The sequence below is a fragment of the Pseudomonas sp. FSL R10-0399 genome (assembly GCF_009600165.1).
Lineage (GTDB): Bacteria > Pseudomonadota > Gammaproteobacteria > Pseudomonadales > Pseudomonadaceae > Aquipseudomonas > Aquipseudomonas helleri.
This window is the reverse complement of sequence record NZ_WIWK01000139.1, coordinates 1-14,245: the sequence shown is the minus strand read 5'-3', so window position 1 is coordinate 14,245 and position 14,245 is coordinate 1. Positions and strand designations below refer to the sequence as shown.

General features: G+C 59.5%; 13 protein-coding genes and 1 pseudogene. 12 read left to right on the top strand and 2 right to left on the bottom strand.

Features of this window, described 5'->3' with window-relative positions; genetic code table 11:
- Positions 1-415, bottom strand: a pseudogene (locus tag GHO41_RS25975) (primosomal protein N'); the annotation flags it as partial.
- A gap of 224 nt (positions 416-639) precedes the next feature.
- Here GHO41_RS25975 and rpmE point away from each other — a divergent pair.
- The 4 genes from rpmE to GHO41_RS25955 all read left to right on the top strand — a co-directional run bounded on the left by rpmE (position 640) and on the right by GHO41_RS25955 (position 4,664).
- Positions 640-864 (top strand): 50S ribosomal protein L31, encoded by a 225-nt coding sequence (gene rpmE / locus GHO41_RS25970; RefSeq protein ID WP_048366720.1) that lies wholly within the window; start codon positions 640-642, stop codon positions 862-864.
- Positions 865-869: 5 nt separating this feature from the next.
- Entirely contained in the window at positions 870-1,706 is an 837-nt protein-coding gene (locus GHO41_RS25965; RefSeq protein ID WP_153435040.1) for a thermonuclease family protein, read from the top strand.
- Between the two features lie 170 nt (positions 1,707-1,876).
- Positions 1,877-3,145: a malic enzyme-like NAD(P)-binding protein gene (locus GHO41_RS25960; RefSeq protein ID WP_048366718.1), complete on the top strand. Its 1,269-nt coding sequence runs from the start codon at positions 1,877-1,879 to the stop codon at positions 3,143-3,145.
- A gap of 202 nt (positions 3,146-3,347) precedes the next feature.
- Positions 3,348-4,664, top strand: a complete 1,317-nt coding sequence (locus GHO41_RS25955) for a lipase family protein (protein ID WP_178126586.1) — start codon at positions 3,348-3,350, stop codon at positions 4,662-4,664.
- Positions 4,665-4,734: 70 nt separating this feature from the next.
- Here the strand turns inward: GHO41_RS25955 and GHO41_RS25950 are convergent, their stop codons facing one another.
- Positions 4,735-7,158, bottom strand: a complete 2,424-nt coding sequence (locus GHO41_RS25950; protein ID WP_371929044.1) for a penicillin-binding protein 1A — start codon at positions 7,156-7,158, stop codon at positions 4,735-4,737.
- Between the two features lie 207 nt (positions 7,159-7,365).
- On the opposite strand from GHO41_RS25950, the gene pilM reads away from it, so the two are divergent.
- The 8 genes from pilM to GHO41_RS25910 all read left to right on the top strand — a co-directional run.
- A complete protein-coding gene (gene pilM, locus GHO41_RS25945; RefSeq protein WP_371929043.1) occupies positions 7,366-8,337 on the top strand; it encodes a type IV pilus biogenesis protein PilM in 972 nt (323 codons plus the stop codon).
- Positions 8,337-8,903 carry a PilN domain-containing protein gene (locus tag GHO41_RS25940; protein ID WP_048366715.1) on the top strand — a complete coding sequence of 189 codons (567 nt, stop codon included), beginning with the start codon at positions 8,337-8,339 and terminating at the stop codon, positions 8,901-8,903. Before pilM ends, GHO41_RS25940 begins: the two co-directional genes overlap by 1 nt.
- A complete protein-coding gene (locus GHO41_RS25935; RefSeq protein WP_153435038.1) occupies positions 8,903-9,514 on the top strand; it encodes a type 4a pilus biogenesis protein PilO in 612 nt (203 codons plus the stop codon). The genes GHO41_RS25940 and GHO41_RS25935 overlap by 1 nt, the downstream gene beginning before the upstream one ends.
- 5 nt (positions 9,515-9,519) lie before the next feature.
- Complete coding sequence (locus GHO41_RS25930; RefSeq protein WP_153435037.1) at positions 9,520-10,050, top strand: pilus assembly protein PilP; 531 nt, start codon at positions 9,520-9,522, stop codon at positions 10,048-10,050.
- Positions 10,051-10,062: 12 nt separating this feature from the next.
- Positions 10,063-11,424, top strand: coding sequence for a type IV pilus secretin PilQ (locus GHO41_RS25925; RefSeq protein WP_153435036.1), 1,362 nt, complete (start codon positions 10,063-10,065; stop codon positions 11,422-11,424).
- Positions 11,425-11,428: 4 nt separating this feature from the next.
- On the top strand, positions 11,429-11,947 hold the full coding sequence (gene aroK, locus GHO41_RS25920) for a shikimate kinase AroK (RefSeq protein ID WP_048366711.1): 519 nt from the start codon (positions 11,429-11,431) through the stop codon (positions 11,945-11,947).
- 93 nt (positions 11,948-12,040) lie between these two features.
- The gene (gene aroB / locus GHO41_RS25915; protein WP_153330510.1) at positions 12,041-13,141 is read left to right on the top strand and encodes a 3-dehydroquinate synthase; all 1,101 of its coding nucleotides are present in this window, start codon (positions 12,041-12,043) and stop codon (positions 13,139-13,141) included.
- Positions 13,142-13,151: 10 nt separating this feature from the next.
- A partial coding sequence (locus GHO41_RS25910) for an ExeA family protein (protein ID WP_153357218.1) occupies positions 13,152-14,245 on the top strand: 1,094 nt, incomplete at its 3' end.

The following is a 14,245-nucleotide window of genomic DNA, read 5'->3' as shown; positions in this document are numbered from 1 at the left end:
GGGCGCGGGCGATACGCGGGTCATCCAGCTTGGCGCCGGGGGCTATCTGCCAGAAACGCTCCTGGCGCGCTTCGGCCAGTTCGCCCTGGCGCAGCAGCACGGGCAGGGCCCAGCTCAGTGTGTCGCCCAAGCTGTGCTGGTAATACTGCGACGTCCACAGGCACAGCTTGAATAGCGAGGCGGGCAGCGGTGGCGTGGTGTCGAGCAGGGCGATGGCCGGCTTGAGCTTGTCGGCCGGGACTTCGCTGTGATCGACCACCTCGACCAGAATGCCGATCATTTCCCGTCGCCCGAACGGCACCCGCAAGCGCATGCCAGGCTGTAATTGACTGCGCAGCACGCCCGCAGGCGCCCGGTAGTCAAACAGGCGGCGCAAAGGGGAAGGCAGGGCAAGGCGCAAAATGGCGTCGGGCACGCGGGGCTCTCAAGTGGTCGGCGTTCAATATGGCCGGGAGCCTAGCAGACAACGCGCCCGGAAGCAGGTTCGGGGTGGCTGAAAAACCGTAGATGAAGATCAAGAAACAGCCGACCCCCGGTGCTTGCGTCTGTTTAAAGGTCTGGTATCATTCCCGCCCTAAATTTACGTGCGGTATTCAACAATGGTGTTGAGTGGCGGCACGCTAGCCTGAGGAATACCCCATGAAAGCCGATATCCATCCAGCGTACGAAGTGATCGAAGTAACTTGCAGCTGCGGCAACAAGTTCGAAACTCGTTCTAACCTGTGCAAGCCACTGGGTACTGACGTATGCAACGAGTGCCACCCGTTCTACACCGGTAAGCAAAAAACTCTGGACGTTGGCGGTCGTGTTGATCGCTTCAAGACTCGTTTTGGTGCTTTCGGCGCTAAAAAAGTCGCCGAGTAAGGCACATGACCTTGGCCAGGCTTTTGGGTCTGACCGGGTTAATGAAAAAGGCGTCCCTTGTGGGCGCCTTTTTTGTGCCCGCGATTTGGTATTCCGCCGTTCAGGCACAGGTACTGTGCCCGGCGCCGCGCGCGGTCAGCTACGCGCAGGTGGAACGCGTGGTCGATGGCGACTCGCTGCGGCTTAAAGATGGCCGCAGCGTGCGCCTGATTGGCCTCAATGCCCCGGAAACCGGTAAAAAGGGCCGCCCTGACGAGCCGTTTGCCGATGCCGCACGCAAACGCCTGCAAGCACTGGTCACGCAGAGTGACGGGCGTGTCGGCTTGCTGCCGGGGTTGCAGCCGCTAGATCGCTATGGGCGTACTCTGGCCCATGTTTTCGGCGCCAATGGCAGCAATTTCGAAGCACAGTTGCTAGCCGATGGCCTGGGGTTTCAAGTCGCCCTGGCGCCTAACGTTGAACTGCTCGAGTGCCAGCAGGCCGCCGAGCAGCGTGCCCGTGCGGCCACGCTCGGGTTGTGGCGACAATCGCCGGTGCTGGCCCCGCAGCACATTAACCGTTCGGGCTTTGCGCTGGTCAGTGCCAAGGTCACCCGGGTGCAGCGAAACCGTGGTGGCCTGTGGATTGATCTGCAAGGCGGGGCGGTGGTGCGCATTGCCCCTGAGTACTTGAGCAACTTCGATCAGGCTGTGCTCAATCGCTTGCAGGGCAAGCAAATCGAGGTGCGCGGCTGGGTGCTGGATCGTGCCCAGCGCGGTGGTTTGAAATCAGGGCAGGCGCGCTGGATGCTGTCACTGACCCATCCAGGGATGATAAAAACCATTTCGAATGTAAAGTTGTAGACAATTTTATATTTAAATTGTGGACATTCAGCCCTTCTAGGACGCGGTTCTTGGCCCAAAGTCGTAGGGTAAAGCCCTTGACACTGCTGACTGGTCAGTCTTGTCGGGACTTTACGACACGCGTATGCTCGGCGGTCCGTCGTCCAACAGAAAAAAAGCGGAATGCCTATATGTCTGATTTGAAAACCGCCGCTCTCGAATATCATGCCCAGCCCCGCCCGGGGAAACTGAGCGTCGAGCTCACCAAACCTACTGCGACTGCCCGCGATCTAGCGCTGGCATACAGCCCGGGTGTAGCCGAGCCAGTACGCGAAATCGCCCGCGATCCTGAGCTGGCCTACAAGTACACCGGCAAGGGCAACCTGGTCGCCGTAATTTCTGATGGCACCGCAATTCTGGGCTTGGGCAACCTCGGCCCGTTGGCGTCCAAGCCGGTTATGGAAGGCAAAGGCGTGCTGTTCAAGCGCTTTGCCGGTGTGGATGTGTTCGACATCGAAGTCGACGCCGAAAGCCCGCAAGCGTTCATCGATACCGTTAAGCGTATTTCCATCACCTTCGGCGGCATCAACCTCGAAGACATCAAGGCACCTGAGTGCTTTGAAATTGAGCGCGCTCTGATCGAGCAGTGCGACATTCCGGTTTTCCACGATGACCAGCACGGCACCGCGATCGTGACCGCGGCCGGCATGATCAACGCCCTGGAAATCGCTGGCAAAACCCTGCCAGAAGCCAAGATCGTGTGCCTGGGCGCAGGCGCAGCGGCCATCTCCTGCATGAAGTTGCTGGTGAGCATGGGCGCCAAAATCGAAAACATCTACATGATCGACCGTACCGGCGTGATCCACTCCGGCCGTGACGACCTGAACCAGTACAAAGCGGTGTTCGCTCACGCGACCGAAAAACGCACCCTGGATGACGCCCTGCAAGGCGCTGACGTGTTCGTAGGCCTGTCCGGCCCGAACCTGCTGAGCGCTGAAGGCCTGAAGTCCATGGCGGCCAACCCGATCGTGTTTGCATGCTCCAACCCGGATCCAGAGATCTCTCCGGAACTGGCTCACGCCACCCGCAGCGACGTGATCATGGCCACTGGCCGTTCGGACTACCCGAACCAGGTCAACAACGTACTGGGCTTCCCGTTCATCTTCCGTGGTGCCCTGGACGTTCGCGCCAAGCGCATCAACGAAGAAATGAAAATCGCAGCGGCCAACGCACTGCGTGAACTGGCCAAACTGCCAGTGCCACAAGAAGTGTGCGACGCCTACGGCGGCATCAAACTGGAATTCGGTCGTGAGTACATCATCCCGAAACCAATGGATAAGCGCCTGATCACCCTGATCTCCGATGCCGTGGCTAAAGCCGCTATCGAGACCGGTGTGGCCACCCTGCCGTACCCGAAACACTACCCGCTGAAAAGCGTGGATGACGTCTTCAACGGCTAAGCCCGCGTAGCGTCAAAGCAAAAGCCCCGGCTCGCAAGAGTCGGGGCTTTTTGCGTTAAGGGGGCTGAAAGCGACTGTTTGTCTCTCAAGTATTTCTTGTGTATTTCGAGAATTTTCCTACATCCATCCCCGGCACTATCCGTTAGCGTCTGCTCTCCTTTTTTGACTCCTGCCCATGACGCCTTCTGATATGCAGACACCAGTGCCTGATCTCCTGAATACCTGTCTTCAATTGGCCGATGAACAGGGCCAGCGTCACCACGTTGGCCTGGACGCTACTGGGCGCGGAGAAATCAACGGAGTATTGCGTGCTCAAAGCCTCATGTTGTCGGGCGCGGGCCAGCCATGTGCCCTGAATCGCTACCAAATGGCCTTGGTGGCCGCGCACGGCGGCGGCATCCTGGAGGCTGCCGCGTCTGAGCGTCATGGCTATCGTCCGCTGTACCAGAACGTAGCGTATTCACAGCGTTTTCAGCCGGTGCTGGGAGGCTGCGACCAGCTGTTTATGGCCCATAACCCTGAACTGTTGCTGATCGCCGTGCGCGATCCGCGCCCGGCGCCGGACTTTTTGGGGGATGGCGAATGTGAGCCGGTGCCCTTTGCAGAGGGGGCAGGCCGCGTGCACCGGGGCTTTTACCATGCTGCCAAGCGCCTCTATGAGCGCGTGAGTACGTGCCTGAATAACGGCTTTGGCGGGCATAAAGTGCTGATGTGCGGGCACGGCGTAAGTGGCGCCATCGCGCTGATCCTGTGCCAGATGCTGCGCCATCGTGACGTGCAGCTTTATACCTACGGCGCGCCCCGTGCGGGCGACGCGGCCTTTGTTCGAGCGGCACAGTCGCTGACGCATTACCGCATGGTCCACCATCACGACCCGTTGCCCAGCCTGCCGGGCAGCTGGATGAACACCCGGCTGTCGACGTATCACGGGCACGCCGCGCAGCGCTTTAACCATACGCCGCCTGAGCTGGGTGTTTTTGTGGCGGGCCTTGGCGCGTTGACCGGCGAGCTGTATCAGCATCACGGAGCCTTGTGCCACTTCATGCCGCTGGCGTCCGGCCAGGAGAGTGCGCACCTGATGTGGGCACCCACAAGCGATATCGTGACCCAGCATGCGCTGAGTCGTTTGGTGTTTGAGAGGGTGCGTGACAGGCCCGAGTGCGACGGGATGTTTGGGATCGGCTTTGGGGAGTCGTTGGGTGTAGACAGTTATGTGGCGAGCAGTTGGGCTACATTGCAGCGTTCACAAGCCGCATTGGAGGCTCGTGAACCTGAAGTCACAGAAGCTGAAGTGAGGGCGGCTGACCTCGCGTTTGAGCAAATCGCCCAGCAACTGCGTAGCCGCTATCAGGCCGTGGTGAGTGAGGTGTATGCGAACCCGCATGAGCAAGAACGCATGATCAACCTGTTGATGCGTGAGCTGAGCCGGCTCCACATCACCCGCCAGCGCTTGTACAGCTTGAGGTTCAAGGTGCCAAGTGTGACTGAGGTGTATGGCGACTGTGTTCAGCAGCCCTAAACAAAAGGGGGTTAGCTGCAAGCGGCTTCAAACTTGCCGCTTGCAGCTAACCCCCTTGGCGCTCTCTTCGTCAGAAGAGATCTATTGGCGCCCCGTCTTCTGCTGGCAGCGGGCTGCCCGGTGCCGGGGTGCTGCCCAGTTCGCTGTTGGTCGGCGGTGTGTCTTCGCTTTTAAACAGTTCAAAGTAGGCGCCCGGTGTGCCCGGTGAGGCAATGCGGCCGCTGGCCGGGTCGATGCGCAGGCTGAGGATGCCTTCCGGTTCGGCCTGGGTGTGAGCAGGCTTGCCTTTGAGCGCGCCGCCCATGTAGCTCATCCAGATCGGCAAGGCCACGGTGCCACCGTACTCGCGACGGCCAAGGCTCACGGGTTGGTCGAAACCGGTCCATACGGTGGTCACGTAATCGGCGTTATAACCCGAGAACCACGCATCTTTCGACTCGTTGGTGGTACCGGTTTTGCCTGCCAGATCGGTACGGCCCAGCGCCAGGGCGCGGCGGCCGGTACCGCGTTTGATCACGTCCTGCAGCATGCTGGTGAGGATGTAAGTGGTGCGCCCGTCCACGATACGCTCAGCGACGGCCTGGGTTTCTGCGGTGGGCAGGCCAGGGGCGGCGTTGATGGTGTCAATGGTCAGCGCGGCGGCCTCAGCAGGTACGTCTTTGCTGGCGTTTTTCGGAACGCTTGGCGGGTTGGCCACGAACAGGGTTTCGCCGTTGCGGCTTTCAATCTTGTCGATCAGGTACGGCGTGATTTTGTAACCGCCGTTGGCAAAGGTGCTCCAGCCGGTGGCGATTTCCATCGGCGTCAGGGTGGCAGTACCCAGGGCCAGCGACAGGTTGCGCGGCAGGTCCTGCTTGTTGAAGCCGAACTTGCTGATGTAGTCGATGGTGCGGTCGACACCCAGGCTTTGCAGGGTGCGGATCGACACAAGGTTGCGCGACTTGTACAGCGCTTCACGCAGCGGGATCGGGCCAAGGAAGGTGTTGGTGTCGTTCTTCGGGCGCCAGACCTTGTCCAGATACTCATCGACAAACACGATCGGTGCGTCGTTTACCAGGGTGGCGGCGGTGTAGCCGTTATCCAGGGCGGCGCTGTAAATGAACGGTTTGAAGCTGGAGCCCGGTTGGCGTTTGGCCTGGGTGGCACGGTTGTAATTGCTTTGCTCGAAGGCAAAACCGCCCACCAGTGCACGAATGGCGCCGTTGTCCGGGTCAAGGGACACCAGCGCGCCTTGCACGTCAGGGACCTGGCTGAATTTGTAGGTGCCATTGGCTTGCGGTTGCAGGCGAATCAAATCGCCAACTTGCGCCACATCCGAAGGCTGCTTGGGCATCGGGCCCATGCTGTTGGTGTTAATGAACTTGCGCGCCCATTTCATGCTGTCCCACGGGACGTGAGCCTCGCCGTTACGGGTCAATACTTGCAGGCCGTCTTTGTCGACCTGGGTCACGATGGCCGGCTCAAGCCCGCTGATGGTGCGCTGTTTGGTCAGCTCCTGAGCCCAGGCCGACGGAGATTTGCCGGCAAAGCGTGATTCAGGGCCGCGATAGCCGTGGCGTTGGTCGTAGACCATCAAGCCGTCTTCAACCGACTTGTTGGCCAGCTCTTGCAGGTCGCTCGGGACGGTCGTAGTAACGCGATAACCTTCGGTGTAGGCCTCGCTGCCATAACGGCCGACCATTTCGGCGCGGGCCATTTCAGCGATGTAAGGCGCGTTCACTTCTGGCGTCGGCACGTGGTAGCTGGCGTTCACTGGCTCGGCAATCGCGGCTTCATAACTGGCCTGGTCGATTTTGCCCAGCTTGTACATGCGGCCCAAAATCCAGTCGCGGCGTTCTTTACTGCGCACCGGGTTGGCCAGCGGGTTGAAGCGCGAAGGGGCTTTTGGCAGACCGGCAATCATTGCCATCTGCGCCAGGCTCAGGTCACGGATCGACTTGCCGTAGTAAACCTGCGCAGCAGACTCGATGCCGTAAGCGCGGTTACCCAGGTAAATCTTGTTCACGTACAGCTCAAGGATCTCGTCCTTGGTCAGCTCGCGTTCGATTTCCAGAGCCAGCAGAATTTCGTTGGTTTTGCGTGAAAAGCTCCGCTCACTGGTGAGGAAATAGTTCTTCGCCACCTGCATCGTGATGGTGCTGCCACCCGATTGTATGTGTCCGCTTTTTACCAGCTGGCTGGCGGCACGCATCAAGCTGCTCGGATCAACCCCGTAATGATTGGCGAAGTTGTCATCTTCTGCCGAGAGCAGTGCATTGATGAAATTGGGCGGAATGTCGGCGAACTTGATCGGAGAACGGCGCATTTCGCCAAACTCTGCAATCAATTTCCCGTCGCTGGTGTAGACCCGCAAAGGAATCTGCAACTGGATGCTTCTCAACGACTCTACGGACGGCAAGCCAGGACTAAGATAGAGAAACGCGCCGCTGAGCACGAGCAAAAGCCCGCAGACCACGGCAACGAAAGACCACCCGAAAAACTTCAGCAGACGAATCAAGGCTTTTGGATTTCCAGATTAAGAAATGGGTTTGCACGTCAGGGTAGTGCGCATGCTGCGCCGGGTCGACGATGCGGAAAAAAACGCCCGGCATTATAAGCATTTTTCGGCTGCCAGCGTCATGGGCCGCATGTCAGAACGGGTTATGAACGGATCTCATTTTTTACCCTCCGTAAGTCACGGAATGCATTAGGGAAAATCACAGTGCCCGGATATTTTTGTAAAGCCCGCCAGCGGTATGTGGGTGTCGACATTGGCTCGCACACGATAAAAATTGTCGAATTGAGCCGTTCAAACGGCCCCTTCCAGCTGGAGGCCTATGCGGTTGAACCGCTGCCCGCCACGCTCATGGACGATCAGACCAGCGCCGAGCCGAAAAGTGTCGCCCAGGTGCTGCTCAAGGCGCTGGGTGCCGCTTCGGTGTCGGCGAGCGAGGCGGTGGTGGCGCTGCCGGACACGCACGTCATCTGTAAACAGCTTGAGGTGGACGCCGGGCTCAGCGATGACGATCTGGAGCTTTATGTGCGGCTTGAGGCCGAGCAATACATTCCGTATGCCCTGGACGAAGCCGCCCTGGATTTCGACGTGCTGGGGCCTTCACCAAACAACCCCGAACAGCTGCACGTGCTGCTGGTGACGTGCCGCCAGCAAACCTTGGCGTGGTACGAGGCGGTGCTGAGCCAGGCCGGGCTCAAGGCGCGAGTGATCGCGGTTCAGGCCCATGCGCTGGCGCGTGCGATTGAAGGCGCAACACCGTTGGTCGCTGAGGCGCAGGTGCCGGCCACCGTGGCCGTCATCGACGTAGCGGGCCACACCACGCTGCTCAGTGTCGTGCACCAAGGGCAGGTGCTTTATGCCCGTGAGCTGTTGTTTGGCGCCGGCACACTTGAAGAGGGCGGCTTTAACCCGGGCGCGCTGGAGCAGGTGAAGCGTGGGCTTGAGCAATACGCCGAATCAGCTGTAGCGCCCGCCGTGCAATCGCTTTGGTTGGCGGGGCCAATCGGCGCCCGCAGCGGCCTGAGTGCCTGGTTCGAGGCCCGCCTCGGGCTGCCCGTGCACGTTGCCAACCCGTTTTCGCAAATGACCATTAGCCGTTTGGTTACACCTCAAGCCTTGCGTTGCGATGCCCCGATGTTGTTGACTGCCTGCGGTCTGGCCTTGAGGGGGTTTGATTAATGGCGAGCATCAACTTACTGCCGTGGCGCACCCTGTTGCGAGAAAAACGACGTAAGCGTTTTGTAGTCGTACTGATCGCGCTGTCAGCGGTGGCGGTAGGCGGGTTGTTTGTGATCGACCACTTTATTGACCGGGCCGTTGAACGGCAGCTGGCGCGCAACGACTTGATCAGAAGCTCGATGGTGCAACTGGATGGTCGTGCCGAGCAGATCGACCAGTTGAAAGTGCGCCGCGAGCAATTGCTTGAGCGCATGCAGACCATCGAAACGCTACAGGGCAACCGGTCTGACAGCGGGATCATTTTGGAGCAGTTGGCGCGCAGCTTGCCCAAGGGCGTGTTTTTCACCGACGTAAAAATGTCTGACCAGACCCTTGTGATCACCGGGGTTGCGCAGTCCAACAGCCTCGTTGCCGAGCTGATGCGCAATCTGGACGCCTCGCATTGGCTTGAAGCGCCGGTGCTGATCGACGTGCAGGCAGGTTCCAGTCCAAGCGAAGGGCCGCAGCGCTTGTTCCAAATGAGTGTGCGCCAAACGCGGCATGCCCATACCGGCGCCCAGTTCTGATGGTTGCTCAGTGGCTGGCGCGCTTGAGCCATTTTGATTTGCGAGACCTGAGCGTTGAGCGTGTCAGTAATGGTCCGCTAAAGCTCAAGGCCTTGGTTGCACTGTTGTTAGTGAGTGCAGTGCTGGTGATGGGCTACGGGCTGATGCTGCGGTCGCCGATTAACCAGCTTGCCCAGCAGCGTGATGCCGAAGCGGCGCTGCACAGCGAATTTGTTGCCAGGGCTGCTCAAGTCGCGAGCCTGGAAGCCCAGTTGCTGTCGATGCATGAGCTGGAAGCGGCGTTCAGCGACGTCTTAAAGCAACTGCCTGCTCAGGCCCAAGTGCCCGGCCTGCTGGACGACATGTCTCGTCTCGGCCAGACCAGCGGTTTGCAGATCGAGCACATTCAGTGGTCGCCCGAGGTGTTGCAACCGTTCTACGCCGAACTGCCGTTAAAGCTGGTGCTGATTGGCGGCTACCACGACCTGGGGCATTTCGTCAGCCAGTTGGCGGGCCTGCCGCGCATTGTCACCCTGCATGACTTTACCCTCACCCCACTCAATGAGACAAACGACGGCCAGTTGCGCATGACGCTGCTGGCCAAGACCTACCGCACCTACGATCAAGGATAGATCCTATGAGTGTTGGCTTTCGGCTACTCGGTGCCTGCTGTCTGGCGGGCCTGACGGGCTGCGATCACGCGCACAACCTTGCGCAACTGCAAGCCTCTTTAAAGGCAGTGCCGGCGGGCCCGGTCGCCGTTATGGCGGCTGTACCGCGTGTCGAGCCTCCTGCTGTGGTGGCGTATGCAGCGGCGGGGTTGCGCAGCCCTTTTCAGGCGCAACTTGACGGCGGAACAGGGCGTTGGCAGCCCAGCTTGCTGGTGGCCGAAGACCTGGACAACGACCGCCCCCGGCATTTTCTGGAGGGGCTGGCCCTTGAGCACTTCGAGATGGTCGGCACGTTTTCCAATGAGCACGGGGCCAACGCCCTGTTGCGCGCTAATGGGTTGGTGCACCGTTTAAGGGTTGGTGACTACCTGGGGCGCAATAACGGGCAGGTTGCCTCGATCAATCGCGCACATGTTGAAGTGTTTGAAGTGATTTCAGATGGTCAGGGCGGTTGGCTGGAAAGGTCCCTGAGCATCCCTTTAAAGCAGCAGTCTTAACGGATAAACACCATGAAAAGGATTTTCCCGGTCTGTGCACTGGCGCTATGGAGTGCGCTGAATTCGCAGGCAGCGCTGGCCATCGCCCAGCAGCAACCCCCGTTGTCAGCTAACCCCCCTGTCGTGGCGCCGCCCCCGGTGTATGTCGGGGAAAAGGTCTCGCTGAATTTTCAGGCCATTGAAGTGCGCACGGTGTTGCAGCTATTGGCCGAATTTACCCGGTTCAATCTGGTGGTCAGTGATGCGGTGCAAGGCAGCATTACCCTCAATTTGCAGGAGGTGCCGTGGGATCAGGCGCTGGACTTGGTGCTGGCGAGCAAAGACCTTGGCAAGCGCCTCGAAGGCAATGTGCTGTTGATAGCCCCTGCTGAAGAAATCGCCGCCCGTGAGCGCCACGAATTGGAGGCGCACAACCACCGGGCTGAGCTGGCGCCGTTGCGACGCGAATTGGTGCAGGTCAATTACGCCAAGGCCAGTGACATCGCCAAGCTGTTCCAGTCCGTTACCCACGGCCAGGACGGCATGGGCCCGCGAGGTTCAATCACCGTCGATGAGCGAACCAATAACATCATCGCGCTGCAATCGGACGAGCAGTTGGCCGAACTGCGGCGCATCGTGGCGCAACTGGACGTGCCGGTTCGTCAGGTCATGATCGAAGCGCGCATTGTTGAGGCCGGGGTGGATTTTGAACGCCATCTGGGGGTGCGCTGGGGTGGCACCTTGAATGTGGGTGGCAACTGGAGTGTCGGCGGCACGGGCGCCGGAGCGGGCGAGATGAGTGCGCCCTTTGTCGACATGGGTGTCAGGGGCAATACCTCGGGCTTGGGCATCGCCTTTATCAGCAACAACGTCTTGCTGGACCTTGAGTTGAGCGCCATGGAAAAAACCGGCAATGGCGAAATCATCTCTCAACCCAAAGTGGTCACGTCCGACAAGGAGACCGCCAAAATCCTTAAAGGCACCGAAATTCCATACCAAGAGTCCAGTGCCAGCGGCGCTACCTCGGTGTCGTTCAAGGAAGCCTCCCTGTCGCTGGAGGTGACCCCGCAAATCACGCCGGACAACAGCGTCATCATGGACGTGGTGGTGACCAAGGACGAGCCGGATTACATGAACATGGTCAATGACGTGCCGCCGATCAAAAAGAACGAGGTCAACGCCAAGGTGCTGGTCAAAAATGGCGAAACCATCGTAATCGGCGGTGTTTTCTCAAATACTCAAAGCAATGTGGTAGATAAAGTGCCATTTTTAGGCGATCTGCCGTATGTTGGCCGACTTTTCCGCAAAGACGTTGTGCTGGAAAAAAAATCCGAGCTGCTGGTGTTCCTTACTCCGCGTATTATGAGCAACCAGGCGATTGCTGTGAGTCATTGATTCTGTGCGAAATTTGATTCTTGTTGGGCCCATGGGGGCTGGTAAAAGCACCATCGGACGTTTGCTGGCCAAAGAGCTGCACCTGCCATTTAAAGATTCCGATAAGGAAATTGAAGTGCGCACCGGTGCCAATATCCCGTGGATCTTCGATAAAGAAGGCGAGCCAGGCTTTCGTGATCGCGAATCGGCCATGATCGCCGAGCTGTGCGAGGCCGATGGCGTGGTGTTGGCGACGGGCGGCGGTGCCGTGATGCGTCCCGAAAACCGCAAGGCGCTGTGGGCGGGCGGGCGCGTGGTGTATTTGCATGCATCGGTTGAGCAGCAGGTTGCCCGCACCGCGCGCGATCGCAATCGGCCCTTGCTGCGCACTGCCAACCCCGAGAAAACCCTGCGCGATTTGCTGGCCATGCGTGACCCGCTTTATCGAGAAATCGCCGACCTGGTGGTAGAAACCGATGAGCGGCCGCCACGAATGGTGGTTCTGGATATTCTCGAGCGGCTGGGGCAGCTGCCTCCCCGTTAAAGTGCGCCACGAAATGCGTTATCCTCGGCGCCGACCATGACCGCACAGCGGCATGCCATCACTTGATAATTGCGAAACAAGGCACGGGGTTTCATGCAGACACTGAAGGTTGATCTAGGCGAGCGTAGTTACCCAATTCACATTGGCGAAGGTTTGTTGGATCAGCCCGAGTTGCTGGCCGAGCACATCGCTGGCCGCCAAGTGGCGATTGTGACCAATGAAACCGTTGCGCCACTCTACCTCGAGCGTCTGACGCGCAGCCTCGCGCAGTATTCTGTGGTGCCGATCATCCTGCCGGATGGCGAAGCGCACAAAAACTGGGAAACCCTGCAGCTGATTTTTGATGGCCTGCTCACTGCTCGTCATGACCGTCGCACCACCGTGGTCGCTCTGGGCGGCGGCGTAGTGGGGGACATGGCCGGTTTTGCGGCGGCGTGCTACCAGCGCGGCGTTGATTTCATTCAGGTGCCGACCACCTTACTGTCCCAGGTCGATTCGTCGGTCGGCGGTAAAACCGGCATCAACCACCCGCTGGGCAAAAACATGGTGGGCGCGTTCTACCAGCCCAATCTGGTGCTGATCGATACCCAAACCCTCAACACCTTGCCTGAGCGCGAGCTGTCGGCAGGCCTGGCAGAAGTCATCAAGTACGGGCTGATCTGCGACGAGCCGTTTCTGACCTGGCTTGAAGACAACATGGATGCCCTGCGCGGCCTTGATCAACAGGCCCTGACTGCAGCGATTTACCGTTCATGCGAGGCCAAGGCCATCGTTGTGGGCGCTGATGAACGCGAGTCGGGTGTACGCGCTACGCTTAACCTGGGCCATACATTTGGCCACGCGATCGAAACCCACATGGGCTATGGCGTGTGGTTGCACGGCGAAGCGGTGGCAACTGGCACCGTTATGGCGCTGGAAATGTCCGCACGTCTGGGCTGGATCACTGACGCCGAGCGTGACCGCGGGATTCGCCTGTTCGAGCGCGCCGGCTTGCCGGTGGTGCCGCCTGCTGAAATGAGTCCGGCTGATTTCATGCAGCACATGGCAGTTGATAAAAAAGTGATCGACGGTCGTATGCGCCTGGTGCTGTTGCGTCGCATCGGTGAAGCGACAGTGACCGACGATTATCCACAAGAGGTTCTACAAGCCACGCTGGGTGCGGATTACCGCGCGCTGGCTCAGCTTAAAGGTTAATAAGATCCCGATGACTAGTTTGCATGCCGACGAGGCGTTCCTCGGTCACTTCCAGCTGACCCATGACCCGTTCGCCCCTCGGGTGCCGGGTTTCAAGTTTTTCCCTGCACAGCGCAAGCCCGTGCTGGGGCAATTGCACCACCTCGCCCGCTACAGCCAGTTACTGCTGGTGGTGACCGGCCCTGAAGGCAGCGGCAAGACCTTGCTGCGCCAGGCACTGGTGGCCAGCACCAACAAGCAGTCGGTACAGAGCGTGGTGGTATCGGCGCGCGGTGCAGGCGATGCGGCAGGTATTTTGCGCCAGGTGGCGCAAACCCTGAACGTGGCCCGGCCTGAAGTCGACGCGATCCTCAAGCAAGTGGTGCAATTGGCCCTCACCGGTCAAGAAGTCTACTTGCTGGTCGATGATGCCGAGCAACTCGACGACTCAGCTCAGGAAGCCTTGCTGGGCCTGGCCGCCGGTACGCCTGAAGGCCGTCCGCATGTGTTCCTGTTCGGCGAGCCGTCGATGATTGCCGGGCTTGAGCAGCTCAGCGGTGATGAAGAGCGCTTCCACGTCATCGAATTGCAGCCGTACACCGAAGAAGAAACCCGCGAGTATCTGGCTCAGCGCCTTGAAGGTGCAGGGCGCGGAATCGAACTCTTTAGCGCTCAGCAGATCTCAGATATACATGAGAGCTCTGGAGGCTGGCCTGGCATCATCAATCAGGTCGCCCGCGATGCAATGATCGAAGCCATGATTGCCAGCCGTTCAGCGGTCAAGCGTCCAAGTATGGGGTTCAAAATGCCGAAGAAGCACGTATTGGCCATTGGTGCCGTTGTGGTCGTGGCGGTTGCCGCAGCTGTGTTGATTCCTGGCCGGGGCAAAACGCCGACCGCGCCAAACGCTGAACAGGGGCAATTGCCGCTGGGTCAGGCCGCGCCAAAAAATGGCGCCAACCCGTCGATTGATTTCGCCGGTTCTTCCCAGCCGATGCCGTTGCCGCTGGTTGGGCAATCGCAACCGGTCATGCGTGGCCCGCTGGCGGAAGCCGCCGGTGGCATTAGCGAAGGCGACGACGGCGGTGCGCCTGCGGTCGACGGCGGTGTGGCCAACCCTCCAAC

Excerpts from the sequence above, each read along its gene's own strand:
- GHO41_RS25965 (WP_153435040.1), top strand. The coding sequence starts at position 870 with ATGACCTTGGCCAGGCTTTTGGGTCTGACCGGGTTAATGAAAAAGGCG.
- GHO41_RS25960 (WP_048366718.1), top strand. The coding sequence starts at position 1,877 with ATGTCTGATTTGAAAACCGCCGCTCTCGAATATCATGCCCAGCCCCGC.
- rpmE (WP_048366720.1), top strand. The coding sequence starts at position 640 with ATGAAAGCCGATATCCATCCAGCGTACGAAGTGATCGAAGTAACTTGC.
- GHO41_RS25940 (WP_048366715.1), top strand. The coding sequence starts at position 8,337 with ATGGCGAGCATCAACTTACTGCCGTGGCGCACCCTGTTGCGAGAAAAA.
- aroB (WP_153330510.1), top strand. The coding sequence starts at position 12,041 with ATGCAGACACTGAAGGTTGATCTAGGCGAGCGTAGTTACCCAATTCAC.
- GHO41_RS25935 (WP_153435038.1), top strand. The coding sequence starts at position 8,903 with ATGGTTGCTCAGTGGCTGGCGCGCTTGAGCCATTTTGATTTGCGAGAC.
- GHO41_RS25930 (WP_153435037.1), top strand. The coding sequence starts at position 9,520 with ATGAGTGTTGGCTTTCGGCTACTCGGTGCCTGCTGTCTGGCGGGCCTG.
- GHO41_RS25925 (WP_153435036.1), top strand. The coding sequence starts at position 10,063 with ATGAAAAGGATTTTCCCGGTCTGTGCACTGGCGCTATGGAGTGCGCTG.